Raw genomic sequence first — 24,778 nt, forward strand, 5'->3', positions numbered from 1 at the left:
GCCAGCAACGGCGCTTTTCAAGGGCGCAAACAGCAAGCAGGGAGGAACAAAATGGTCACGATCTATGACGCGAGGCTCTCACGTCGTGAACTTCTCAAACGCGGCGGCATCGGCGCGTTGCTGGTCATTTCCGGCAGCGCCGTCATCAGCCCTGAAAATGCCTGGGGGCTCGAGACATCAGCGCTCAAGCCCGAAACCATGGCGACGCTGATCCAGATGGCGCGCGACATCTATCCGCACGATCAGGTGCCCGACAAATACTACGCCATCGCCGTAAAAAGCCATGACGAGCAGGCCGGCAAGGACGCTGCCTACAAGACGATGATCGAAGACGGCATCGCCGACCTCGACAAGAAGTCGGGCGAGGGCGGCTATCGCGGCCTCGGCTGGGAGGAGCAGCGCGTCGCCGTGCTGCAGCAGATCGAGGCGACGCCGTTCTTCCAGTCCATCCGCGGCGGCCTCGTCGTCAGCCTCTACAACCAGCAGGAGGTGTGGCCGATCTTCGGCTACGAGGGCGAATCCTACTCCAAGGGCGGCTACATCGCGCGCGGTTTCGACGACATAGAGTGGCTCTGAGCCCTCCGTCGTTTTGAAACCCCGCAAACAGGAATTCATGGGAGGAAACCATGGCAGCTTCATTTGATCTCAACAACGACGGCGTGGTCGTGATCATCGGCTCCGGCGCCGGCGGCGGCACGCTCGGCAACGAACTCGCCCAGAAAGGCGTCGATGTCGTCATCCTCGAGGCCGGCGCGCGCCACGAATACGAGGATTTCATCAATGACGAGTGGGGTTCCTTCAGCCAGCTCGCCTGGACGGACAAGCGCACAACCTCAGGCGACTGGCGGGTGTCGAAGGATTTCCCCAATTTGCCGGCCTGGATCGTCAAATCGGTCGGCGGCTCGACCACGCACTGGGCAGGCGCCTCGCTGCGCTTCCAGGAGCATGAGTTCAGGACGCTCTCGACCTACGGCAAGCTGGAAGGCGCCAACCTGCTGGACTGGCCAGTCACATTGGCCGAGATGGAGCCGTACTACGCCAAGGCGGAAGCCAAGATGGGCGTCACCGGCACCAATGGCTGGCCGCGGCTGCCCGGCAACAACAATTTCAAGGTGCTCAAGGCCGGCGCCGACAAGCTCGGCTATAAGGAATGTCATACCGGCAACATGGCAATCAATTCGGTCGAGCGCGACGACCGCAACTCCTGCCAACAGACCGGCTTCTGCTTCCAGGGCTGCAAATGGGGCGCCAAATGGTCGACGCTCTACACGGAGATTCCCAAGGGTGAGGCGACCGGCCATCTCGAGGTCCGGCCAAACGCCATGGCGATCAAGATCAACCATGACGCTACCGGAAAAGTGACCGGCGTCGTCTATGCCGACAAGGACGGCAATCTGCAGGAGCAGAAGGCCCGCATTGTCGCCGTCGCCGGCAACTCGATCGAAAGCCCGCGCCTGCTGCTGAACTCCGAGTCAGCGAAGTTTCCGCAAGGGCTTGCCAATTCGTCGGGGCAGGTCGGCAAGAACTACATGCGCCACACCACCGGTTCGGTCTACGCCATTTTCGACCAACCGGTGCATATGTATCGCGGCACCACCATGGCCGGCATTATCCGCGACGAGGCGCGGCACGATCCCTCACGCGGCTTTGTCGGCGGCTATGAATTCGAGACGCTGTCGCTCGGCTTGCCCTTCATGGCCGCCTTCCTCAATCCCGGCGGCTGGGGCCGTTCATTCACCACCGCGCTCGACCACTATGATCACATGGCTGGCCTGTGGATCGTCGGCGAGGACATGCCGCGCGCGGAAAACCGCGTCACGCTGCACAAGGACGAGAAGGACGCGCACGGCATGCCGATCGCCGACGTGCATTTCGATGATCATCCCAACGACACGGCGATGCGCAATCATGCCTACAAGCAGGCCACAGCGCTTTACGATGCGGTCGGCGCGACGCGCTCCTTCCCGACGCCGCCCTATCCCTCAACCCACAATCTCGGCACAAACCGGATGAGCGAAAAGGCGGAAGACGGCGTCGTCAACAAGCACGGCCAGGCGCACGACATCAAGAACCTGTTCGTGTCGGACGGCAGCCAGTTCACGACCGGTGCGGCTGAAAATCCGACGCTGACGATCGTGTCGCTGGCTATCCGCCAGGCCGAATACATCGCTTCGCAAATGTCGGCCAAGACGATCTGAGCCGTCCTCCCGGATCGCTACGCGGAACGCGCATGGCGCGTTCCGCCTTTTTCCCTGGGACTCACTATGCGCCGACCGGCTGTCCGTCCCTGCGGCGGATGGCGACGACGGAAGGTCGCGGCAACTGGCCGTCTTTGAAATCGGGCCATAGCGTCTGCACCTTGTCGAGCGTCTCGGCATCTTCCGCAGGGTGCTGCACCGACAGGAACAAAGTCGTGCCGTCCGGCGTGAAGCACGGGCCGGTCGCTTCGGCGCCGTGCGGGCAGGTGAACAGCAGCTTCGGCAGGCCGCGCGCCGCACCTTCGGTGTCGACGCCGTAGACGCCGTCCGGCAGGTCGAAAGCATTGGCGCCGTCCGTCGCCACCCACAGCCGCCCCGCCGGGTCGAAGGTGATGTTGTCGGGGCAGACGAACCAGCCATTGTCCGACGTATCCGGATGAAAAGTGGCGCCGACCTTGGCATCTTTCGGGTTGCCGCAGAGCACGAACAGGTCCCAGGCATAGTTTTCGGCCGTGTGGTCGGCGTCCGCGCCGCGGCCGCCAGGCGGGATCAACTCGACAATATGGCCCCAGAGATTTTCCGGCCGCGTGTTGGCCGGATTGACCTTTGACTGGTCGCGCTTCTTGTTCTTGGTCATCACCGCATAGACGCGGCCGGTCACCGGATTGGTCTCGATGTCCTCGGGCCGGTCCATCGGCGTGGCGCCGAGCGCATCTGCCGCAAACCGCGTCTTCAACAGCACCTCGGCCTGGTCGGCAAAACCGTTCTCGGCGGTAAGCTTGCCCTGGCCGTGCACCAGCGGCAGCCACGTCATCGAGCCATCGGCATCGAACCGGGCGACCGACAGCACGCCATCGTCGAGCAGATCGGCGCCGGAGGCCGCATTGGCCTTGTCATAGGCCTTGGCTGAGACGAAGCGGTACATATATTCGAAATAGTCGTCATCACCCATATAGACCACGACGTGGCCGTCCTTGTTGAGGACCACGGTCGAGGCCTCATGCGACATGCGGCCAAGTGCCGTGCGCTTCACCGGCTTGGACTGAGGATCGTAAGGGTCGATCTCGACCACCCAGTCGAAGCGGTTGGCCTCGTTCGGTTCCTTGTCGAGGTTGAAGCGGTCATGGAAGCGGCCGCGGCCATAGATATCGGAGCCGTTGAAGCCGTAACGGTCCAGAAGCTCGGCGGCCGGCGCCTTTTTCGGGTCGCCGCCGAAAATGTCGGACACGCCTTCCTCGCAGGTCAGCACCGTACCCCAGGGGGTGAAACCGCCGCTGCAGTTGTAGCTGGTGCCGAGCACTTTCGTGCCAGTCGCGTCGGCCGAGGTCTTCATCAGCGCATGGCCGGCAACCGGTCCGGAAACGGTCATTTCGGTGTTGGCGGTGATGCGGCGGTTCAGCGGGCTGTCCGCCACGCTTGCCCACTTGCCGTCCTTCAATTGCACCTCGACGATCGAATGGCCCATCGCGGCCATGCCGAGATCGACCTGTTCCCTGGTCATCGTCTTGCCGGCATCGCCCTCGGTCATCCCCGGAAACATCACATTGGGCGAGATGTATTCGTTGTTGACGCAGAGCAGGCCATGATCGGAATTCACCGTGCCCTTGGGCAGCGGCATGAAGGCGATGTAGTCGCAATTGTAGCCGAAGCGCTTTTCCTGTTCCTCCGCCGCGACCTTGTTGCCGTCGAATTCGGCGAGGCCGGCTGTAAGCGGGTCGCCCCAGCGCGCGACGATGGTCGTCTCATAGCCTTCGGCGGCGGCATGGGTCTTGCCGTAGACCCGTTTCAGCTCGGGAAAGCCGAGCGTCGACTGCGCTGTGGCGGCATGCGTTTCGCCGGCAAACAAGGAGCCGACAAAGCTGCCGCCGGCAATCAGCGCGCCGGAGGCGAGGCTGCCTTTCAAAAGAGACCGGCGCGAGACGCGCTCGGCGATGATTTCGCGGATGACGGGGGAGGATGAAGACGGTGCATTGGCCATGGTGTCTGCCTCTCAGGGTGGATGTTACGGCGCACCGTTGCCCTAGTCTGCTTAGGCAACATTCACATGACATAAGAGGAAGGTTTTGCCGCAACTGGGCGCGGCACTACGCATCGCTCAGCCCTTGGTGCAGGTCGAGGCGGTGAAGGCGCCGTCGGGCTGCTTCAGAATGATGTCGAATGACGGGGCGGTCTCGCCGTCCAGTGTTGCCTGTGTCATGGAGACGGAGTTGCCACCGGTGGTATAGCCGCCCAGCGGCCCGAGCCAGGTGATCTCGCCATTGGCGTTCATCTGATAGTTGTAGCCTTGCAGCGCCGTTCCGAACGTCACCGGGCCGGTATAGACATTGCCCTTGATGGTGATGTCGCCGAGGTTGAGGAAGGCGCCGAGCAAATAGACCTCGCAATGATAGGTGCCGTCAGGAAGTTTGCCCTCGCTGAAATCGGCGCGCGCGGCGCCGCTCGTTGCCATCAGCAGCAGGATGCCGGAAATGCGTGAGATGCGAGATGTCATGACGTCTCTCTTTTGAAGGGCGAGCTTGCCCTATTTTTGCGCGGTGCCGCAACATTGTTCGCCCGGAACCCACGGCCGGAGATCAAAAACTAGGCATTTGTCTCAATTGGGCGAAAATTAGGCAAAAGTCGTGTGCGCTGCGCAAATTTAGCTCAATCAATTTTCACTGGCTGCCATTGTTGTTTCTCCAGGCTAATATACCAACCGGCTGATAACGCTCGGCTATTCCATTCTTGTGAGCGGCGCCTTTGCGTTTGGCACGGCAGTTGCATTGCATTATCGCGGTGCAATCAAACAGCTTGGGAGTCTTCGGTATGAAGGGTAATTTCTCCACAATAACAAAAATGTTTTCGGCCGGCGTGGTCGCCGCCGGCCTGTCGATGTCGTCTCCGGCCAAGGCCGCCGAAGACACGATCAAGGTCGGCATTTTGCATTCGCTGTCGGGGACCATGGCGATTTCGGAGACGACGCTGAAAGACGCCATGCTGATGCTCATCGAAGAGCAGAACGCCAAGGGCGGCCTGCTCGGCAAGAAGCTTGAGGCGGTCGTTGTCGATCCGGCCTCCAATTGGCCGCTCTTCGCCGAGAAGGCGCGCGAGCTGATCTCCAAGGACAAGGTCGCCGCCGTGTTCGGCTGCTGGACCTCGGTGTCGCGCAAATCGGTGCTGCCGGTGTTCTCAGAACTCGACAACATCCTGTTCTACCCCGTCCAGTATGAGGGCGAGGAAAGCGAGCGCAACGTGTTCTACACCGGCGCCGCCCCGAACCAGCAGGCGATTCCCGCTGTCGATTATCTCATGAGCGAAGACGGTGGCTCGGTGAAGCGCTGGGTGCTGGAAGGCACCGACTACGTCTATCCCCGCACCACCAACAAAATCCTCGAGGCCTATCTGAAGGCCAAGGGCGTCGCCGCCGAAGACATCATGGTCAACTACACGCCGTTCGGCTTCTCCGACTGGCAGACCGAAGTCTCCGCAATCAAGAAATTCGGCTCTGCCGGCAAAAAGACCGCCGTCGTCTCGACCGTCAATGGCGACGCCAACGTTCCGTTCTACAAGGAACTCGGCAACCAGGGCGTCAAGGCCGAGGACATCCCGGTCATGGCCTTCTCGGTCGGCGAAGAAGAACTGGCCGGTCTCGATACCGCGCCGCTGGTCGGCCATCTCGCTGCCTGGAACTATTTCGAGAGCGTCGACACACCCGAAAACAAGAAGTTCATCGCCGACTGGCACAAGTTCATCAAGAATGACAAGCGCACCACCAACGACCCGATGGAAGCTCACTATATCGGCTTCAACATGTGGGTGAAGGCGGTCGAAAAGGCCGGCACCACCGATCCCGACAAGGTCATCGACGCCATGGTCGGCGTGTCCGTGCCGAACCTCACCGGCGGCTATTCGACCATGATGCCGAACCATCACATCACCAAGCCGGTGCTGATCGGCGAGATTCAAGCCGACGGCCAGTTCGAGACCGTGTCGCAGACGCCCGGCCTCGTGATGGGCGACGAATGGTCCGACTATCTGCCCGATTCCAAGGACCTGATTTCGGATTGGCGCGCGCCTCTGTCCTGCGGCAACTTCAACGTTGCCACCGGCAAATGCGGCGGCAAGGGCACGAACTGATCCCTCCCGGGACTGACCGATCGTGGACGCGTCCACGATCGGTACCGCCAAGCGTCCGGGCGCTTCAGCCCGCCCGGACGCCAAATTCCACCCTCCCGGAAAGTATCTGAACGGATGATCCTGTCGCGCACTCTCGGCCTCATGCTGGTGTTCCTGGTGGCAAGTCTTTTGCCGTCGAACGCAGCCGAAGCCGATCTGCGCGCCATCGTCGCCAAATTCGCCACCGGCACCGGCTTTTCCGCCACCGAGGCCGTGGTGCGCGAGCTTGCCGCCACCGGCGATCCGCTGGTTGAACGCCCGCTTGCAGCGCTCGCCGAAGGCAACCTTTACATCCGTAAAGCCGATTCCCTGGTCTTCGTCGGCAGTGAGGCCGCCGACAGCGTCACGCTGCTTGACCCGCTGAGTGGCGAGAAAGCCGGCGACGCCGCCAAGGCCGACATCACGAAGATCAAGGTCAACAACACGCTGCGCCGTGTCATCCGCGATGCGCTGGGAACGCTGACGTTGCGCGCGAAAGATCCTTCTGTCCGCATCGCCGCCGCCGACACCATGTTCAAGACCCCCGATGCCGCCAATATCGAGCCGCTCGATGCAGCCATCGCCGCCGAGACCGACGCCAAGGTCAAGGCATTGTTCGAACAGGCGCGCGCGGCATCGGTGCTGGTCTCCGACAAGCCGGAGGCCGACAAGCTTGCCGCCATTGCCCTGATCGGCGCGCGCGGCGACCGCGACGCGGTCTCGCTGCTCACCGCGGTCGAGGCCAATGCGCAAGGCGCGGTCAAGGATGCCGCGACGGCGGCAATCGCCAGCATCAATTCGAGCCTGGCGCTGTGGGATGCCGGCCAGAACATATGGTACGGCATCTCGCTTGGCTCGGTGCTGCTGCTGGCCGCCATCGGCCTCGCCATCACCTTCGGCGTCATGGGCGTCATCAACATGGCGCATGGCGAGATGGTGATGCTCGGCGCCTACACCACCTTCGTCGTCCAGCAGGTGATCCGAACCTCATTCCCCGGCCTGTTCGACTGGTCGCTGGTGATCGCGCTGCCGCTCGCCTTCCTGGTTGCCGCTTCCGTCGGCCTGATCATCGAGCGCGGCGTCATCCGTTTCCTCTACGGCCGGCCGCTGGAAACGCTGCTCGCAACCTGGGGCGTCTCGCTTGTCCTGCAGCAGGCGGTGCGCTCGATCTTCGGACCGACCAACCAGGAGGTCGGCAACCCCTCCTGGATGTCGGGATCGTTCGATGTCGGCCAACTCGCCGTCACCTGGAACCGCCTCTGGATCCTGGTCTTCGCGCTCACCGTCTTCGGCGTGCTGCTCTTTGTTATGAAGCGCACGCCCTGGGGCCTGCAGATGCGCGCCGTCACCGCCAACCGCCGCATGGCCGCCTCGATGGGCATCAGGACGCCTTGGGTCGATGCGCTGACCTTTGCGCTCGGCTCCGGCATTGCCGGCATTGCCGGCGTCGCGCTCAGCCAGATCGACAATGTCTCGCCCAATCTCGGCCGCGGCTACATCATCGACAGCTTCATGGTCGTGGTCTTCGGCGGCGTCGGCAATCTCTGGGGCACGCTGGTCGGCGCCTTCTCGCTCGGCATCGTCAACAAGGTTCTCGAACCCTATGCTGGCGCGGTGCTCGGCAAGATCGTCGTGCTGGTGCTGATCATCCTGTTCATCCAGAAGCGCCCGCGCGGCCTGTTCGCGCTCAAGGGCAGGGCGGTGGAAACATGATCACGGGACGCTTCTTCGCCGCGGGTGCCGACCGTCGCATCGCCATCACTATTTTCATCCTGCTGACGGCCGCCATTATCGTGCCGCTGCTCAACCTCGCACTGTCGCCGCAAAGCGCGTTCTATATTCCGTCCTACATCGTCGCGTTGACGGGCAAGTACCTCTGCTATGCATTGCTTGCCTTGGCGCTCGATCTCGTCTGGGGCTATTGCGGCATCCTCTCGCTCGGCCATGGCGCCTTCTTCGCCCTCGGCGGCTATGCGATGGGCATGTACCTCATGCGCCAGATCGGCTCGCGCGGCGTTTACGGCAATCCGATCCTGCCCGATTTCATGGTGTTCCTGAACTACAAGGAATTGCCCTGGTTCTGGACCGGTTTCGACCACTTCTGGTTCGCCGCCATCATGGTGCTGGCGGTGCCCGGCCTGCTCGCCTTCGTCTTCGGCTGGTTCGCCTTCCGCAGCCGCGTCACCGGCGTCTATCTCTCCATCATCACCCAGGCGATGACCTACGCGCTGCTGCTCGCCTTCTTCCGCAACGACATGGGTTTCGGCGGCAACAACGGCTTGACCGATTTCAAGGATATTCTGGGCTTCAACGTGCAGGCCGACGCCACCCGCTCGGCCCTGTTTGCCGCCAGCGCCATCATACTCGCGCTCGCCGTCTTCATCACCTGGGCAATCGTCGGCTCCAAATACGGCAAGCTGCTGATGGCGGTGCGCGACGCCGAGAGCCGCACCCGCTTCCTCGGCTGGCGGGCGGAGAACGTGAAGCTGTTTGCCTTCAGCGTCTCGGCTGTCATGGCCGGCATCGCCGGCGCGCTCTATGTGCCGCAGGTCGGTATCATCAATCCCGGCGAATTCGAGCCGTCCAATTCCATCGAAGTCGTGATCTGGGCAGCCGTCGGTGGGCGCGGCACCATTGTCGGCCCGATCGTCGGCGCGCTGCTGGTCAACGCCGGCAAATCCTGGTTCACCGGCCTGCTGCCGGAGTTCTGGCTGTTTGCGCTCGGCGGCCTTTTCGTCGCCGTAACCCTGTTCCTGCCCAAGGGCATCGTCGGCATGTGGGATTCCTGGCGCGGTAACGCTCGGGCGATGCGGGCTGCAGCGATTGCAGAGGAAGCGGGCACAGACCCTGACGTCCCGCCGCCACCGAAGATCGTGCGCAGCGCAGCAACAACGCCCGGTGCCTGGTCCGCGTCCGGGCCTGAACCGCAGCCGGCAGAATAGAGCGATGTCGAAGTCCAACACCATCCTCTATCTCGACGGCGTCTCGGTCTCCTTCGACGGTTTCCGTGCCATCAACAATCTGTCGCTGGTGCTCGACAGAGGCGAGATGCGCGCCATCATCGGCCCCAACGGCGCCGGCAAGACGACGATGATGGACATCGTCACCGGCAAGACACGGCCCGACGAAGGCGAAGTGTTCTTCGACGGGCAGGTCGATCTGACCCGGCACGACGAGGCCGAGATCGCCATGATGGGCATTGGCCGGAAGTTCCAGAAGCCGACCGTTTTCGAAAGCCACAGCGTCGAAGACAATCTGATGCTGGCGCTGAAGGGCCCGCGCTCGATCTTTCCGGCGCTGTTCCATCGCCGCTCGGCCGCCGAAGCCAGACAGATCGACGACATCCTCGGCATCATCCGGCTGGGCGACAAGCGCCACGATCAGGCAGCCAATCTCAGCCATGGCCAGAAACAGTGGCTGGAGATCGGCATGCTGCTGGCGCAGGACCCGAAGCTGCTTTTGGTTGACGAGCCGGTCGCAGGGATGACCGATGCCGAGACCGAGGAAACCGCGCGGCTGCTCAAGGACATAGCGCGCGACCATTCGGTCATCGTCGTCGAGCACGACATGCATTTCGTGCGCGAACTCGGCGTCAAGGTCACCTGCCTGCATGAGGGCTCGGTGCTGTCGGAAGGCTCGCTCGATTTCGTCTCGGCCGACGAGCGGGTCGTCGAAGTTTATCTCGGGAGATGAGCATGGTCTGGCGGGTGCAATTCCATCGCTTCGACTTTTCGTTCCTCCGCTTCTGGAGAAGGCGCTGACATGCTCGAAGTTTCCAACGCCACGCTCCATTACGGCGCTGCTCAGGCGTTGCGCGGTGTGTCGCTGACGGCGGGTGCCGGCAAGATCACCTGCGTGCTCGGCCGCAACGGCGTCGGCAAGACCAGTTTGATGAGATCGATCGTCGGCCACCACCGGCTGACGAGCGGAAGCGTTGCCTTCGAGGGGAAGGCGCTCGACCGGAGCGCGGCGTATGATCGCGCCCGGTCGGGCATCGCATTCGTACCGCAGGGCAGGGAGATCTTTCCGCTGCTGACGGTGCGCGAAAACCTGGAGTCCGGCTTTGCGCCGTTGAAGCGCGCCGACCGCAACGTGCCGGCGCATGTCTTCGAACTGTTTCCGGTGCTGAAGCAGATGCTGGGGCGGCGCGGCGGCGATCTCTCAGGCGGCCAGCAGCAGCAGCTCGCCATCGGCCGGGCGCTCGTCATGCGGCCGAAACTGCTGGTGCTCGACGAGCCGACCGAAGGCATCCAGCCCTCGATCATCAAGGACATCGGCCGCGCGATCCGCTATTTGCGCGATCAGGCCGGTATCGCCGTTCTGCTGGTCGAGCAATATCTGGATTTCTGCCGCGAGCTCGCCGACGAGGTCAACATCATGGACCGCGGCCAGATCGTCCACACCGGCCCGGCCGAAGATCTCGACCGGGCGGACGTCAGGAAGTTTCTGACGGTTTAACGCAGGTCGACGGCTGCACGGATCGTACACGTCGAAGATTGGCTGAAATGCCCACAATCACTTCGTCATTCTAGGGCGGAGCAAGGAGCGGAGCGACGCGCGCAGACCCTAGAATCCATGCCGCGACATCAGCCAAAGAGTGCCGCGATGCAGAACAAGATCGCTTCTGCGGCACATTGGCCATTCCACATTCTGCACCGTTAATGACGCTTCTTCGTCCCGGCATGGATCCCTGGGTCTTCGCTCCGCTTCGCGTCGCTACGCCCAAGGATGATGAAGTCGCGAAGGTCCGCACCCGTTGCGTCGGACTTTCGTCCGAGGCCGCCACACTCTGGCACGCCGAATACTACATGCTAGTCTTTCCTAGGCCTCGGTGAGTCGGCCGCTTCCGTATCAGTCTGGTTCTGTAGCAGATCGAGGGAATATGCTGGCTCAGCCTGCAAGTTCCACGCAAGCAAGCCACCCTAGCTTCCCTCGCAGTTCTGATTGTCGGTCAATGCGTTCAGATAATCTTGCCAGGAGAATGGGCTATGGAACGGTTCGTCGAGGACCACCAGAAACGACGGCTGACAGAGCGTGTCGACATCATCACCGCCATCAACATTCTGCGCTCGCAAGGCTACCAGCAGGATGAGCTGATCGGCGAAATCACCAAGGTTTTCTACGTCGACCTCGACACTTACAACGAGATCGTCATAGCGGCCTAAAAGCGCGTCGCGCCTGAACGGCCTCATGCGACGCGCTTTGGGGTGTTGTTTTACGTGTGGTGAGGTTCAGGCCCGCTGAATATCAGCCAGCCTACCCGGCGCGCCGGAAGGCGAGCACACGATTGCGGCCGCCGCGCTTGGCGCCGTAAAGCGCCTTGTCGGCGGCGCTGAGCACCTTGTCGAATTTGGTGCCGCCCTCGCTGCCGAAGGCGTAGCCGGCGCTGACCGTGCAGGAGAGCAGGCGGGTCTCGGTATCGATCCGGCGCATGGCAAAACTGGCCCGGATGCGCTCGGCTATGAATTCCACCTTTTCAGGCAAGGTGCGATCGAGCACCAATGCAAATTCCTCTCCGCCCATGCGCGCGGCGACATCGCCCGGCTGGAGATTGGCGGTCAAATCCTTGGCGAACAGTTTCAGCACCTCGTCGCCGGTGGCATGGCCGAACTCGTCATTTATGGCCTTGAAGCCGTCGAGGTCGAACACGATCACGGCGGTGAAGGACCGGACCGGTGTTTTGCCGTGCAGGTCGAACAAAGCGCGCCGGTTGAGCAGTCCGGTCAGCGGATCGGTCAGCGCTTCGCGGCGATGATGCTGCGCCAGGCGTCCCTGGTTAAGCGCCAGCGAGAGCGCGCCGATGCCGGTCATGCAGGCGATGACGACGATGAGGCTGAAATCCTCGGCCCAGTTGCTCGGCGCATGGCCAAGCACCAGCCTGCCATCCCAGACAAGTGCACCGGAGCACAGCACGAAGGAAATTGCGGTGGCGGTGTAGAGCCCTGCAATGCCGAGGATCGGGGCCGGGAATTCCGTACGACCTTTCCAGTATTCATAGGCCGTCGCAAACAAAAGCAGCGCGGCGAAGGCATTCTCCAGCATGAAGCCCAGCCCGTCATAGCCAAGCGCCATCGGCGGCAAGGCGACTGCCAGCGAGACGCCGGCGCCGACAGCAATGCGGGGCAGCGGTGACCTCCCTGTCGTGAACTGATGGGCAGCGCCCAGCATGGTCGCGAAGCCGAGCAGCAGGAACGTGAAGCTGGCGAGGCCGAGCAGGCGCCCGGGCGCGTCGATATAGGCCTGGTAGGCGAAGACGTCGGCAACGATAAGAAGCACGCTGACGGCCCAGGTCAGCAGGAATTTTTCCGAGCGCGCGGTAAGCCAGATGCCGAACAGCGTCAGGCCGAGGCAAGCGGCGGAAAACCCGACAGCCAACAGAAGGGAACTGTAGTCGAGCGACATGCCCTCGTCCTTGCGCGCGGCGGCCGGCCTCTAGAAAGGACCCGCACCGGATTTATGCAGGAAGGAGGTATCGATAAGGTTACGATGCGCATAAGCTATCACGCTTCGGTTGATCGTAGCAATTCTGGGTTGAAACCCTTTTCAAGGGAAAGCGCTACCCGGATTTCCGGGAAAACCGGTCCGCACTTTTCCTGGAATTGCTCCTAATGCATGTCGCCCAGAAGTGTGCCGCGGTTCTGGGACAACGGCATGCATCAAGACAAAGACTTAAATCGCGCCGTATGAATCCGTTTCAGCGCGACGCGCTTTAACCGATCAGCTCACCCGCTTCATCAGCGCCATGGCGCCGAACGGCGCGCGCACCTTGCCCTCGGTGATGAAGTAGACGAACACGTCGCGCGGTTTCACCGGCGCGTCGAAAGTCGGATCGGCGCGCCGCAGATCGGCCGGCTGCTTGCCTTGCGCCCAGGTCTTCACCCGCGCTGCCCATTCGTCCAAGCCATTCGGCGTATAGCAATCCGGATTGTCGTCGCTGCCGGTCTGCAGCCGCGCATAGATAAAATCGCCGGTGATGTCGGCGATACCAGGATATTTGGCATGGTCGGCATAGACGATTGCCGCCTTGTATTTGCGCGCCAGGCCCACAAATTCCGGCACGCTGAAACTGTCGTTGCGCACTTCCAGCGCATGGCGCAGCGCCACGCCATCCTGCTTTTCCGGCAGCAGCTTCAGGAAGGCCTCGAAATCGTCGGCGTCGAACTTTTTCGTCGGCGCGAACTGCCACAGGATCGGGCCCAGCTTGTCGCCCAGCGCGGCAATGCCGGAGCCGAGGAAGCGCGTGATGGACTCGCCGGCTTCGCCAAGCACGCGGCGGTTGGTGACGAAGCGATTGCCCTTCAGCGAATAGACGAAACCGTCCGGCGCCTCGCCCGCCCATTTGACGAAGGTCGGCTCCTTGAAGCTGGAATAGTAGGTGCCGTTGACCTCGATGCTCGGTACCTGGCGGGTGGCGTAACTCAGCTGTTTGGCCTTGGAAAGCTTGTCCGGGTAGAAGGACGTATCCCAGGGTTCGAAAGTCCAGCCGCCCATCCCGGCGCGGATTGTTCCTTGGCTGATCATCGTCTTCCTCCCAGTTCTAAAAATGCGGTCAGGCTATTTTTCCAACCGGTTTGATCATGTCGACCACGGTCCATCCGGGACGGTGGGGATTGGCTCGGCGGCCCGTTTCGTGGAAGCCATAGGCCGTATAGATCTCGATGTTCCGCTCCATGCGCGAATTGGTGTAGAGCCGCACCTCCGGCACCCCCCATAGCCGCGCCTGTTCCTGGGCGAAGTCGAGCAGCGCGGTGCCGAGTTTCCTGCCCTGGAAAGCGGGGGAGACCGCGACGCTGAAGATCATCGCATGATCGGGATGGCGCTCAATAACGATCAGCCCGGCGAGTTCCGCGCCGCTCTCCAAGAGCCAGACCTCGCCACGCTCGATGCGTGGCGCATAGTCCTCGGTGACTGGGAGCGGCGGCGCGCCTAACAGGGGCGTGTAGTGCTCATAGGCGGTCTGCGTCAGCGAGACGACTGCGTCGAGATCACCGGCAAGCGCCTGTCGGACTGTCATTCAAAGCTCTCCAGGCGCCCGACCGGTCTGTCAGTTACTCCGCCGCTTCGCGCTTGCCTCCGGGCCGCCGCTCCAAAAGCTCCTTCAGGAACTGGCCGGTGTAGCTGCGCTTTTCGCGCACGATGGCTTCCGGTGTGCCCTGTGCCACCAGTTCGCCACCGCCATCGCCGCCTTCGGGGCCGAGGTCGAGCACCCAGTCGGCGGTCTTGATGACTTCGAGATTGTGCTCGATGACCACCACCGTGTTGCCCTGGTCGACCAGTTCGTGAAGCACTTCCAGCAACTTGGCGACGTCGTGGAAGTGCAGGCCGGTGGTCGGCTCGTCGAGGATGTAGAGCGTCTTGCCGGTCGCCTTGCGCGACAATTCCTTGGCGAGCTTGATGCGCTGCGCCTCGCCGCCCGACAGCGTCGTCGCCTGCTGGCCGATATGGATGTAGCCGAGGCCGACCTGCTTCAGCGTCTCCAGCTTGTCGCGCACCCCGGGCACGGCGGCAAAGAAATCGACGCCTTCCTCGACCGTCATGTCCAGGACGTCGGCGATCGACTTGCCCTTGAACAGGACGTCGAGCGTCTCGCGGTTGTAGCGCTTGCCGTGGCAGACGTCGCACGTGACGTAGACGTCGGGCAGGAAGTGCATCTCGATCTTGATGACGCCGTCGCCCTGGCAGGCTTCGCAGCGGCCGCCCTTGACGTTGAAGGAGAAGCGCCCCGGCTGGTAGCCGCGGGCCTTGGCTTCGGGCAGACCGGCGAACCAGTCGCGGATCGGTGTGAAGGCGCCGGTGTAGGTGGCCGGGTTCGAACGCGGTGTGCGGCCGATCGGCGACTGGTCGATGTCGATGACCTTGTCGAGGAATTCGAGGCCCTCGATGCGGTCGTGATCGGCCGGATGCTCGCGCGAGCCCATGATGCGGCGCGACGCCGCCTTGAACAGCGTCTCGATCAGGAAGGTCGATTTGCCGCCGCCAGACACGCCGGTGACGGCGGTAAAAGTGCCGAGCGGGATTTCGGCAGTGACGTTCTTGAGATTGTTGCCGCGCGCGCCGACGATCCTCAGCCGGCGGTTTTTCTTGGCCTCGCGCCTGACACCGGGCGTGGCGACTTCGAGCGCGCCCGACAGATATTTACCGGTGATCGAGTTGGGATTGGCCATCACCTGCTGCGGCGTGCCCTGGGCGATGATCTCGCCGCCATGAATGCCGGCGGCCGGACCCATGTCGACGACATAATCGGCATGCAGGATGGCGTCCTCGTCATGCTCGACGACGATCACCGTGTTGCCGATGTCGCGCAGATGCTTGAGCGTGTCGAGCAGGCGGGCATTGTCGCGCTGGTGCAGGCCGATCGACGGCTCGTCCAGCACATAGAGCACGCCGGTGAGGCCGGAGCCGATCTGCGACGCCAGCCTTATGCGCTGGCTCTCGCCGCCCGACAGCGTGCCGGAATTGCGCGACAGCGTCAGATAGTCGAGGCCGACATCGTTGAGGAAGCGCAGGCGGTCACGGATTTCCTTGAGAACGCGCACCGCGATCTCGTTCTGCTGGTCGTTGAGATGTGGCGGCAGTTCGGTGATCCACTGGTCGGCCTTGCGGATCGACAGCTCTGTGACTTCGCCGATATGCTTGCCGGCGATCTTCACCGCCAGCGCTTCCGGCTTCAGCCGGTATCCCTTGCAGACCGGGCAGGGCGTCGCCGACATGAAGCGCTCGATCTCCTCGCGCATCCAGGCGGATTCGGTTTCCTTCCACCGCCGTTCGAGATTGGGAATGACGCCCTCGAACGTCTTGGTGGTCTTGTAGGAGCGCAGGCCGTCATCATATTGGAAGGTGACCTCGCGCTCGCCGGTGCCGCGCAGGACGGCTTCCTTGGCCTCTTCGGTCAGGTCTTTGAACTTGTCGCCGAGCTTGAAGCCATAGGCTTTGCCCAGCGCTTCCAGCGTCTGGGCGTAATAGGGTGAGGTCGACTTCGCCCACGGGCTGACGGCGCCGTCGCGCAGCGAGACGTTTTCGTCCGGCACGATCAGGCTGGCGTCGATGGCGCGCTGGTTGCCGAGGCCGTCGCAGGTCGGGCAGGCGCCGAACGGGTTGTTGAACGAGAACAGCCTGGGCTCGATCTCCGGAATGGTGAAGCCGGAAACCGGGCAGGCGAATTTTTCCGAGAACAGGATGCGCTCATGCGTCTCGTTCTTCGATTTGTTGACCGAGTCCTCGCCGGTCTGGCTGGCGTCGAGCGGCCGGTCGGCGAACTCGGCCACCGCCAGCCCTTCGGCGAGCTTCAGCGCCGTTTCGATGGAATCGGCAAGCCGTGTCGCCAGGTCGCCGCGCACGACGATACGGTCGACGACGACGTCGATGTCGTGCTTGTACTTCTTGTCCAGCGCCGGCACGTCGGCGATCTCGTAGAAGACGCCGTCGACCTTGACGCGCTGAAAGCCCTTCTTCTGCAGCTCCAGCAGTTCCTTGCGATATTCGCCCTTGCGGCCGCGCACGATCGGCGCCAGCAGGAAAAGGCGCGTGCCTTCCTCGACAGCCAGCACCCGGTCGACCATCTGGCTGACCGTCTGGCTTTCGATCGGCAGGCCGGTCGCCGGCGAATAGGGGATGCCGACGCGCGCGAACAGCAGGCGCATGTAGTCGTAGATCTCGGTGACGGTGCCGACTGTCGAGCGTGGGTTCTTCGACGTGGTCTTCTGCTCGATCGAGATGGCCGGCGACAGCCCGTCGATCTGGTCGACATCCGGCTTCTGCATCATTTCGAGGAACTGGCGCGCATAAGCCGACAGGCTCTCGACGTAACGGCGCTGGCCCTCGGCATAGATGGTGTCGAAAGCAAGCGACGATTTGCCGGAGCCCGACAGGCCGGTCATGACGATCAGGCTGTCACGCGGCAGGTCGAGATCGACATTCTTCAGGTTGTGTTCGCGTGCCCCGCGAATGGAAAGGTATTTATGGTCGGCCATCGCCGGTCGCCGCCTCAGGTCTGGTGTCAGTGGGATCGGCGGGTTTTCCCGGCCATTCCCTATGTAGGTATTTTTGCCGCCACGTCGAGAGACGCCACACTTCTCGACCAAGGCCGTTTAACCGTCTTTCGCGCGAAGGGGCAAGCGGAAAGAACAAAGGCCGAACACGCTCCTGACAAAGCTGTGCAGAAACTGACAAGGGTGTTTCAGAAACTGACCGTGACGCAAGCTCCCGGCGATCACATTTTCCGTAACCGGCTATTCAAGGTTGACGTCGTCGAATCGGGGGCGCACTCTGCCGGAGTCAACGGAGCCGGCCGTCTTTGATGGCCTCGCCGCCCATAGCGGCCTGCGAGACGCCGCAGGTTTTTGCGATTTGTGCTTCGGATTGACACCTGTCGCAACGGACATAGGAGCGGAGCATGACGCCACCGGATAGTCCCTTGAGGCTCCACCTGCTAGTGGAGCCGCGGCGGGCATAAGTGCCAGGTAGTTTCGAGGCATTGAAGTGTATGTGTCCAAATGGACGCATCGCGACAATCCAACAAACCACCCGACAAACCGTGACCTGCCGAATCCCACAAAAATCAGAGACGGCTAGTCGGATCGTCGGCTGAACGCCGCGAAGCATCCGAAATCAAAGTCGGTATAACACTACCGGCCAGTTTGGATTTGGAATCCAAAAAAAGCCCCGACCGTTAGCGGAAGCAACGGCGGGGCTGTTCTTTTGTGAGGAAGTCGTCGGCGCAGGGTTTCTCTCCCGTATAATAACTGGGAGAAGGGGCTACCGGTGCGGCGGCTTGATCCCACCCGTGCCGACATCGACAGTGATGTTGCCGGAAATCCTGACATCGGTGTCGCCGATCTTGAACGTGCCGTTCTCGCCGGCAGGCAGCGCGTCGTCCGGCTCCGGCTGCGGCGCGGGCTTGGCGATGCGGTAGTCGCCGGCCACGCCGGGCAGGGCGCCTTTCGGCGACGTGCTGCTGCTGTCCCCGGCAAATGCCATGCTCGATGTCGCCGCCGTGATGGCAATGGCTATGGTCAGTCTGTTCAGGTGGTAGCGCATGGCAAGACTATAGTGCCGCGCTCAAGGCGAGGCCAGACCAGCGGTGTTGAAATGAGGGAACACCGGCCTGCATTCAATCCGCCGATCAGGCCGCCGCCTTTTTGCGGGTGTCGAACACATGGTCGACGAGGCCCCACTCCTTGGCCTCCTTGGCGGTCATGAAGAAATCACGGTCGAGCGTGCGTTCGACCTCTTCATAGGTGCGGCCGCAATGCTGCGCATACAGTTCCGTCATGTGCCGTTTGGTGCGCAAAATGCCTTCGGCATGGCGCTGGATGTCGGAGGCCTGGCCCTGGAAGCCGCCCAAAGGCTGGTGCAGCACGATGCTGGCGTTGGGGAGCGCGATGCGCCGCCCCGGCGTTCCCGCCATCAGCAGGAAGGAGGCCATCGACGCGGCAAAGCCCATGCACACGGTCGACACCGGGCAGCTGACATATTGCATCGTGTCGTAGATGGCGAAACCGCTGGTCACCACGCCGCCCGGCGAGTTGATGTAGAGCGAGATCTCCTTGTCGGGATTGTCCGATTCCAGCGACAGGAGCTGGGCGCAGACCAGCGCCGACATGCCGTCATTGATCTCGCCATTGACGAAGATGATGCGCTCGCGCAGCAGCCGCGAGAAAATGTCGAAGGCGCGTTCGCCGCGGCTCGATTGCTCGATCACCATCGGCACCAGATTGGCAAAGCCGCTCATCTCATTGTCTCCGTTTTGATTTTTCCGGTTCAGGCAGCGCGCAGCAACAGGCGCGGCGCGTTGGCGGCGACTGGCGGCTTGGGCTTGTATGCGCGCAGCGAGAGCCGGCAGGCGGCGCCCGCCATCGCCACCGCAGGCGTTGCCGCCGCGGCAAACCCGTCATGAACAATGCGCAAATGCGTGCCACCGGAAACAGTGCGGGCAAGCGTGAAGGTCACGATACTGTCCAGCCCATTGGCATCGCCGGTTTCAGAACGCTCGCGCCAGGAATAGCGCAGCAGGCGCCCCGGTTCGGCATCGAGCACTTCGCACTCGATCGGCTTCTCAGGCCCGGCAAAGGCAAAGCGGCTGCCGGTTTCCGGCTTGATGTCGTTCGGCATCATCCATTCCGCCAAAAGCTCCGGCACGGTCAGCGCCCGCCACACTTTTTCCGGTGCGTCCGGCAGATCGCATTCGAAGGCGAGGGCATCCTTGGCGGTCTGCGTCTGCTTTTCGTCGGTCATTGGTCCATGTCCTTCAAAACGGCCTTCAGTCTTTCGATGCGCTCCGGCCAGAATGCGCGGTAGCGTTCGATCCAGCCGAGCAGCGGCTCGAGCCCTTGCGGATCGGCGCGATAGTAGGCGTTGCGGCCGGCCCGCCTTTCGCTGACCAGGCCGGCGCCGCGCAGCACGGCAAGGTGCTGCGACACCGCCGGCTGCGACACGCTCATGCCGGTGCGCAACTCCGAAACGCTCATCTCGCCGGAAGTCAGCCGCTCATAGACGGCGCGTCGCGTCGGGTCGGCCAGGGCGCGAAAAATCTGTGCTTCGATCATGGCAAAAGCATAAGTCAATACTTATCGATTTGGCAAGGGGTGTTTTGAATGCCCCGTATTGATTGGATCCTGCCGGGCCTCTAATCCATGGGCAACAAGATGGGCCGATCATCGCGAGGCAGGAGTAGTAATTTATGAATTCCAACGTCGATCTTTCGTCCGCCGAGAACCTCAACGAGGCTCTGAGGCTCTATCGCCGCCTCGTCCTCGGTATAGGCGCCATCGCCGTCATCGGTTTCGTGGCCGTAATCTTGTTGGCCAAGCTGGGTACGGCGCTATCGCCGCCATACGGGATTTACATCTTCGGCGAAGGATTGGGGACCTGGGGCCTGATCGCGGTGGTAGCGGCGCTCGTCGCTCAGGTCTGGTGGCACGGGCGCGCGATCGGGAAATTGCTGAATGACCCGGCTCTGAAATCTGAACCTGCAGTCGGGCTGATGTCGGCACCAACCGTGATCGCACAGCGCGCCCATGCCATGGGCATGGAGTGGAGCGGCTTTTTCGGTCCGTTGCGACCAGCGAAAAAACGGCGCTGACGACACCGCTTCTCGCCGCTGCGTGTCAGCTAAATCCACGCGCCCGCGTCGGCGATTGCGGCCATTCCTTGACAATCCGTGGTTAACAGTATAGGAACGAAAAGGGAACAAAAACCTTGTGGGAAAAGCCAGCCGCGGCAAGCCAGGATTGTGCGCGGCCTGTAAGGTGAACGACTTGAAATTTGTTTCGGATGAGCACGGAGAAGTGTCATGGCGGGTAGCGTCAACAAGGTCATTCTGGTCGGTAACCTCGGCGCGGACCCTGAAATCCGCCGCCTGAATTCCGGTGATCCGGTCGTCAACATCCGCATCGCCACGTCGGAAAGCTGGCGCGACAAGAACTCCGGCGAGCGCAAGGAAAAGACCGAATGGCACAACGTGGTCATTTTCAATGACCAGATCGCCAAGGTCGCCGAGCAGTACCTGAAGAAGGGCATGAAGGTTTACGTCGAAGGCCAGCTGCAGACACGCAAATGGCAAGACCAGACCGGCGCCGACAAGTACACGACCGAAGTCGTGCTGCAGAAATTCCGCGGCGAGCTGCAGATGCTCGATTCTCGCGGCGAGGGCGGCGGTCAAGTCGGCAACTATGCCGGCGGCGGCGGCGCGAGCCGTGGCTCGGATTTCGGCCAGTCTGGCCCCAATGAGAGCTTCAACCGCGGCGGCAATAGCGGTGGCGGCGGTTCCAAGGGCGGCGGTGGCGGCGGCTCGTCGCGCGAACTGGACGACGAAATCCCGTTCTGAGCTGACGATAGTCAGCGATATCTGAGGAGAGGGTGCGGTGTCGCTCGGACCGCTTCTGTCGGCGAGCCCTCCCATTCCATGGCACGCCTTCGCGGCCCTTGCCGCGCTGGCCGTTGGCGCTACGCAACTGGCGCTGCCGAAAGGCACGACGCGTCATCGTGTCGTCGGCTATGCCTGGGCGGCGCTGATGCTGGTCGTCGCCGTCTCCAGTTTTCTGGATCCAGCAGATACGCCTCGTCGGTCCGTTCAGCCCGATCCATCTCTTGTCGATTTTAGTGTTGATCGCCGTGCCGCTGGCGGTCTGGCACGCGCATATGCATCGGGTCGCCAACATCGCAGGGTCATGATATCGCTGTATGTTTTCGCCCTGATCGGCGCCGGCGTGTTCACGCTGCTGCCAGGGCGGATCATGCACACGGTCGTCTTCGGCCAGTGACGCTTTCTGAAAGGAAGATTGCCGTGAAAGCGCGGATCAAATGGGTCGAGGAGCGCACCTTCGTCGGCGAGTCCGGCAGCGGCCACAAACTGGTGCTGGGGACCGCCCCCGGCCGGAAGGCAAGACGCCGGGTCCGAGCCCGATGGAACTGGTGCTGATCGGCACCGGCGGCTGCTCGGCCTATGATGTCGTCCACATCCTCGAAAAAGGCCGCGAGGCGATTGAGGACTGTGTTGTCGAACTCGACGCCGACCGGGCCGAAACCGACCCGAAAGTCTTCACCCGCATCCACATGCATTTCATCGTCACGGGCCACGCGCTGTCGCACGACAAGGTCCAGCGCGCCATCAACCTATCGATCGAGAAATACTGCTCGGCCTCGGCCATGCTGGCCAAGACGGCTGTCATCACCCACGATTTCAAGGTCGTCGATACGGCGGTGGAGTAGGGAGTAGGGCTGCCGTTTACCCCGCCATCAGCGCCTTGATGCCATCCGCGACGAACTGAACCGCAAGCGCGGCCAGGATGACGCCGAGCAGGCGGGTCAGGATCGAGCGGCCGGTCTGGCCGAGGATGCGGTCGATGCGCTCCGACAGCACGAACACCAGATAGGTGATGGCAAGACAGACGAAGATGATGCCGACAAGCGCCGCTTGTGCGGCAAAACCCTGGAAAGAGCCCGACAGTAGCACGGTCGCCGAAATCGCACCGGGGCCGGCGATCAGCGGGATCGCCAGCGGGAAGGCCGCGATATTGTGGATCATGTCCTTGGTGATGGCGACGTCGCCGATCTTCTCCTTGCGGTCCTGGCGGCGCTCAAACACCATTTCGAACGCGATGAAGAACAGCAAAAACCCGCCGGCGACGCGGAAAGCCGGCAGCGTGATGCCGAACACCGACAGGATGGACGCCCCGGCCACCGCAAACAGCGCCATCACCAGGAAGCCGATGATCGAGGCGCGCACCGAAACCTGCTGACGTTCCTCGCGGTTCATGCCGCGTGTCACCGCGAGGAAGAGCGGCGCGAGACCTGGCGGGTCGATGGTCACCAGAATGGTGACGAAGGCGTTGAACAGGCTGTCGAAACTCGGCATCGCTGACCCCTCCCGCCGGGCCGGACCCCTGCGCCACGATAGTGGTAGAGCAAAGCCTGGCCGGTGGGAACCGTCTGAGATGCCGATACCGGAGACGCCGGCTATGTTAGGCGGCAGCGTTGCAACAGGCCTCCAGACGATAGCCGTCGGGATCGACGACGAAGGCAGCGTAATAGTTCTCGCCATAGTCGGCGCGCAGGCCCGGCGCGCCATTGTCGCTGCCGTCTGCACGCAAGGCGGCGGCATGGAAGGCAACGACACTCTGCCTCGTCGGCGCGGTAAAGCAGAAATGCAGACCGGACTTCTCGTCCGATGGCACTGGCCGCGCCGCGTCGTTCACCCACAGCGCCACGGTTTGCGCACCATAACCCAGTGAGCCTGGCGACTGGCTGAGGCAGGAATAACCGAGCGGCTTTAGCGCGGCATCGTAGAAGGGCTTCGAAACGTTGGTGTCGCGGACGCCGATCGAGACATGGTCAAGCATGCTTTTTGTCACCTTTTTGCAATATGTTGCGTCATCAGTCGTGGGCGACGCGGCGCGCCAGGAACTCGACTTCGAGACGCCATGTCTTGCCATCGTCGTGCGAACGCTCGCCGAGCCAGCGGAAGCTGTCTTTGGTGATGCGCGAAAAGCTCCAGCGGACCGAGGAACCAGTGCCGTCGGCGCCGACCTGCACAATTGTGTCGCCTTCGGCGCGACCAAGCTGGCGGCTGTAGTATTGGTTTCGCGGGTCGCTCCAGAAGATGTGCCAGGCATCCGAGCCGGGATCATAGGCCCGCAGCGTTGTGCCATAGAAAGTCCATCTGCCGACCGAGGGCGAGGGGCTGGCATCGCGCGCGGGCAGGATCCATACATCCTGGATCGCCCTGCCTTCCAGGACCCAACCGAAATGCACCTCGCCGCGTCCGGTGAGAACCGTGCCGTCCTCGAGATGGCGCGTGGCATCGAATGTCCAGGCGCCGACGAAGCGGCCGTAGAGATCCAGCTTTTCAGCCAGGCCGGGATTGGGGCCGTCGCTATGGAGCGCTTTGGCAAAGGAGGATGTACCGATCATACTTGCTGCCTTCGTTGTGTCAGGAGGCTGCAAGCGATAGGCCCCGACCGGGTGTCGCGCTTGGGAAAAATTGCTATCTTTCAAGCCATGACGACGAGCGAACAAAACCTGGCATCGGGGCAGGGCTGGCATGTGTCCGACGTGCTGTGCACGGCCGGCGCCGGCGACCGCCCGTTCGAGGAGGCGCACGACACCTTCTGCGTTGCCGCTGTCACCAGCGGCACCTTCCGCTACCGCACCAGGCAAGGCGCCGCCATGCTGGCGCCGGGCGCGATCCTGCTCGGCAATGTCGGCGCCTGCTATGAATGCGGGCATGAGCATGGCGCCGGCGACCGTTGCCTGTCCTTCCACTTCGCTCCGGCCTATCTCGACCGCATCGCCAGCGACGTGCCCGGCGCGAGCAAGCTCGCCTTCGGCGTGCCGCATATGCCGCCTTTGCCGGCGCTCGCATCGCTGCTGGCCGAGGCGGAAGCGGCGCGCGAGATGGTCGACATCGACGCCTTTGAGGAGCTTGGCCTGCGAATTGCCGGCGCAGCACTGGCTGTTGCCGGCGCAGCACTGCCTGTGGCCAGCGATGCGGTGCCGGGCGTCCGACCGCCGAGCCGCCGCGACCAGAAACGGGTTGCCGAGGCGGTGCGGCAGATCGAGCTCAATGCCGGCAGGCCGGTCTCGCTTTCCGAGCTTGCCTGCGCGACTGCGACCAGCCCGTATCATTTCCTGCGCACCTTCCGGCAGGTCGCCGGCATGACGCCCTATCAGTTTCTGCTGAGAACCCGGCTGCACCGCGCGGCGGTGCGGCTGCGCATGTCAGGCGATGCCATCTCGGAAATCGCCTTCGAGGCCGGTTTCAACGATTTGTCGACGTTCAATCGCCGTTTCCGGCGCGTCATGGGTGAGACGCCTGGCCACTATCGCTCCCGGCGGGTGGCTACCCGCTGACGCGTCTGTCTGCCTCCAGATACGCTCTTGACTTGGAAAACTGTCCTTCGCAGGCTTTTGCCCCTGGCGGCGGCGAATGCGTTATGGCCAAATCGTCG

Annotated in this window: 26 protein-coding genes and 1 pseudogene; 14 read left to right on the plus strand and 13 right to left on the minus strand. The window is 62.6% G+C overall.

Going from position 1 to position 24,778, the window contains the following annotated elements; all coding sequences use genetic code 11:
* Window positions 1–51: 51 nt before the first annotated feature.
* Window positions 52–576, plus strand: coding sequence for a gluconate 2-dehydrogenase subunit 3 family protein (locus AC3CCE_RS17810; RefSeq protein WP_352512627.1), 525 nt, complete (start codon window positions 52–54; stop codon window positions 574–576).
* 50 nt (window positions 577–626) lie between these two features.
* Window positions 627–2,198 carry a GMC family oxidoreductase gene (locus tag AC3CCE_RS17815; RefSeq protein WP_352512625.1) on the plus strand — a complete coding sequence of 524 codons (1,572 nt, stop codon included), beginning with the start codon at window positions 627–629 and terminating at the stop codon, window positions 2,196–2,198.
* Between the two features lie 64 nt (window positions 2,199–2,262).
* Here AC3CCE_RS17815 and AC3CCE_RS17820 read toward each other — a convergent pair whose 3' ends face one another.
* On the minus strand, window positions 2,263–4,176 hold the full coding sequence (locus AC3CCE_RS17820) for a PhoX family protein (protein WP_352512624.1): 1,914 nt from the start codon (window positions 4,174–4,176) through the stop codon (window positions 2,263–2,265).
* A 117-nt stretch (window positions 4,177–4,293) separates the two neighbouring features.
* Window positions 4,294–4,689: a hypothetical protein gene (locus AC3CCE_RS17825; protein WP_352512622.1), complete on the minus strand. Its 396-nt coding sequence runs from the start codon at window positions 4,687–4,689 to the stop codon at window positions 4,294–4,296.
* Window positions 4,690–5,003: 314 nt separating this feature from the next.
* Here AC3CCE_RS17825 and urtA point away from each other — a divergent pair, with 314 nt between their 5' ends.
* The 6 genes from urtA (at window position 5,004) to AC3CCE_RS17855 (ending at window position 11,497) form a co-directional block, all read left to right on the plus strand.
* Window positions 5,004–6,314, plus strand: coding sequence for an urea ABC transporter substrate-binding protein (gene urtA, locus AC3CCE_RS17830; protein WP_352624652.1), 1,311 nt, complete (start codon window positions 5,004–5,006; stop codon window positions 6,312–6,314).
* A gap of 114 nt (window positions 6,315–6,428) precedes the next feature.
* The gene (gene urtB / locus AC3CCE_RS17835; protein WP_352624654.1) at window positions 6,429–8,045 is read left to right on the plus strand and encodes an urea ABC transporter permease subunit UrtB; all 1,617 of its coding nucleotides are present in this window, start codon (window positions 6,429–6,431) and stop codon (window positions 8,043–8,045) included.
* Window positions 8,042–9,274, plus strand: a complete 1,233-nt coding sequence (gene urtC / locus AC3CCE_RS17840; protein ID WP_027049484.1) for an urea ABC transporter permease subunit UrtC — start codon at window positions 8,042–8,044, stop codon at window positions 9,272–9,274. The genes urtB and urtC overlap by 4 nt, the downstream gene beginning before the upstream one ends.
* A 4-nt stretch (window positions 9,275–9,278) precedes the next feature.
* Window positions 9,279–10,025, plus strand: coding sequence for an urea ABC transporter ATP-binding protein UrtD (urtD, locus tag AC3CCE_RS17845; protein ID WP_352624656.1), 747 nt, complete (start codon window positions 9,279–9,281; stop codon window positions 10,023–10,025).
* Window positions 10,026–10,094: 69 nt separating this feature from the next.
* Window positions 10,095–10,790 (plus strand): urea ABC transporter ATP-binding subunit UrtE, encoded by a 696-nt coding sequence (gene urtE / locus AC3CCE_RS17850; protein ID WP_023688639.1) that lies wholly within the window; start codon window positions 10,095–10,097, stop codon window positions 10,788–10,790.
* Window positions 10,791–11,320: 530 nt separating this feature from the next.
* A complete protein-coding gene (locus tag AC3CCE_RS17855) occupies window positions 11,321–11,497 on the plus strand; it encodes a hypothetical protein (RefSeq protein WP_023670936.1) in 177 nt (58 codons plus the stop codon).
* A 91-nt stretch (window positions 11,498–11,588) separates the two neighbouring features.
* Here the strand turns inward: AC3CCE_RS17855 and AC3CCE_RS17860 are convergent, their stop codons facing one another.
* The 4 genes from AC3CCE_RS17860 to uvrA all read right to left on the minus strand — a co-directional run bounded on the left by AC3CCE_RS17860 (window position 11,589) and on the right by uvrA (window position 17,302).
* Window positions 11,589–12,734 (minus strand): GGDEF domain-containing protein, encoded by a 1,146-nt coding sequence (locus AC3CCE_RS17860; protein WP_023670937.1) that lies wholly within the window; start codon window positions 12,732–12,734, stop codon window positions 11,589–11,591.
* A 315-nt stretch (window positions 12,735–13,049) separates the two neighbouring features.
* Window positions 13,050–13,853 (minus strand): DUF72 domain-containing protein, encoded by an 804-nt coding sequence (locus AC3CCE_RS17865; RefSeq protein ID WP_023696502.1) that lies wholly within the window; start codon window positions 13,851–13,853, stop codon window positions 13,050–13,052.
* 28 nt (window positions 13,854–13,881) lie between these two features.
* Window positions 13,882–14,346, minus strand: a complete 465-nt coding sequence (locus tag AC3CCE_RS17870) for a GNAT family N-acetyltransferase (protein WP_023706185.1) — start codon at window positions 14,344–14,346, stop codon at window positions 13,882–13,884.
* 34 nt (window positions 14,347–14,380) lie between these two features.
* Window positions 14,381–17,302 (minus strand): excinuclease ABC subunit UvrA, encoded by a 2,922-nt coding sequence (gene uvrA, locus AC3CCE_RS17875; RefSeq protein ID WP_023754909.1) that lies wholly within the window; start codon window positions 17,300–17,302, stop codon window positions 14,381–14,383.
* On the opposite strand from uvrA, the gene AC3CCE_RS17880 reads away from it, so the two are divergent.
* Complete coding sequence (locus tag AC3CCE_RS17880; protein WP_155923317.1) at window positions 17,291–17,629, plus strand: hypothetical protein; 339 nt, start codon at window positions 17,291–17,293, stop codon at window positions 17,627–17,629. The two genes, uvrA and AC3CCE_RS17880, sit on opposite strands and share 12 nt — an antisense overlap.
* Window positions 17,630–18,086: 457 nt before the next feature.
* On the opposite strand, the gene AC3CCE_RS17885 is transcribed toward AC3CCE_RS17880, so the two are convergent.
* The 4 genes from AC3CCE_RS17885 to AC3CCE_RS17900 form a co-directional block, all read right to left on the minus strand.
* Window positions 18,087–18,368, minus strand: a complete 282-nt coding sequence (locus AC3CCE_RS17885; RefSeq protein WP_031199587.1) for a hypothetical protein — start codon at window positions 18,366–18,368, stop codon at window positions 18,087–18,089.
* A gap of 85 nt (window positions 18,369–18,453) precedes the next feature.
* The gene (locus AC3CCE_RS17890) at window positions 18,454–19,062 is read right to left on the minus strand and encodes an ATP-dependent Clp protease proteolytic subunit (protein WP_023712389.1); all 609 of its coding nucleotides are present in this window, start codon (window positions 19,060–19,062) and stop codon (window positions 18,454–18,456) included.
* Between the two features lie 29 nt (window positions 19,063–19,091).
* A complete protein-coding gene (locus tag AC3CCE_RS17895) occupies window positions 19,092–19,565 on the minus strand; it encodes an SRPBCC family protein (RefSeq protein WP_023754908.1) in 474 nt (157 codons plus the stop codon).
* Window positions 19,562–19,876 (minus strand): ArsR/SmtB family transcription factor, encoded by a 315-nt coding sequence (locus AC3CCE_RS17900; RefSeq protein WP_023712387.1) that lies wholly within the window; start codon window positions 19,874–19,876, stop codon window positions 19,562–19,564. The genes AC3CCE_RS17895 and AC3CCE_RS17900 overlap by 4 nt, the downstream gene beginning before the upstream one ends.
* A 134-nt stretch (window positions 19,877–20,010) precedes the next feature.
* On the opposite strand from AC3CCE_RS17900, the gene AC3CCE_RS17905 reads away from it, so the two are divergent.
* From AC3CCE_RS17905 to AC3CCE_RS17920, 4 genes and pseudogenes are all read left to right on the plus strand, one after another.
* Complete coding sequence (locus tag AC3CCE_RS17905) at window positions 20,011–20,412, plus strand: hypothetical protein (protein WP_023670945.1); 402 nt, start codon at window positions 20,011–20,013, stop codon at window positions 20,410–20,412.
* A 210-nt stretch (window positions 20,413–20,622) separates the two neighbouring features.
* Window positions 20,623–21,156 (plus strand): single-stranded DNA-binding protein, encoded by a 534-nt coding sequence (gene ssb / locus AC3CCE_RS17910; protein WP_023670946.1) that lies wholly within the window; start codon window positions 20,623–20,625, stop codon window positions 21,154–21,156.
* A 37-nt stretch (window positions 21,157–21,193) separates the two neighbouring features.
* Complete coding sequence (locus AC3CCE_RS17915; protein WP_352624662.1) at window positions 21,194–21,592, plus strand: DUF2306 domain-containing protein; 399 nt, start codon at window positions 21,194–21,196, stop codon at window positions 21,590–21,592.
* Between the two features lie 23 nt (window positions 21,593–21,615).
* Window positions 21,616–22,040, plus strand: a pseudogene (locus AC3CCE_RS17920) (OsmC family protein).
* A gap of 16 nt (window positions 22,041–22,056) precedes the next feature.
* On the opposite strand, the gene AC3CCE_RS17925 reads toward AC3CCE_RS17920, so the two are convergent.
* The 3 genes from AC3CCE_RS17925 to AC3CCE_RS17935 form a co-directional block, all read right to left on the minus strand.
* The gene (locus tag AC3CCE_RS17925) at window positions 22,057–22,686 is read right to left on the minus strand and encodes a MarC family protein (protein WP_023670949.1); all 630 of its coding nucleotides are present in this window, start codon (window positions 22,684–22,686) and stop codon (window positions 22,057–22,059) included.
* A gap of 106 nt (window positions 22,687–22,792) precedes the next feature.
* Window positions 22,793–23,170: a VOC family protein gene (locus AC3CCE_RS17930; protein WP_023734320.1), complete on the minus strand. Its 378-nt coding sequence runs from the start codon at window positions 23,168–23,170 to the stop codon at window positions 22,793–22,795.
* A gap of 34 nt (window positions 23,171–23,204) precedes the next feature.
* Window positions 23,205–23,741, minus strand: coding sequence for a hypothetical protein (locus tag AC3CCE_RS17935; protein WP_023734321.1), 537 nt, complete (start codon window positions 23,739–23,741; stop codon window positions 23,205–23,207).
* A gap of 87 nt (window positions 23,742–23,828) precedes the next feature.
* Between AC3CCE_RS17935 and AC3CCE_RS17940 the strand changes: the two genes are divergently transcribed.
* Entirely contained in the window at window positions 23,829–24,680 is an 852-nt protein-coding gene (locus AC3CCE_RS17940; RefSeq protein WP_352512613.1) for a helix-turn-helix transcriptional regulator, read from the plus strand.
* Window positions 24,681–24,778: the final 98 nt, after the last annotated feature.

The organism is Mesorhizobium sp. P160187, from assembly GCF_057766425.1.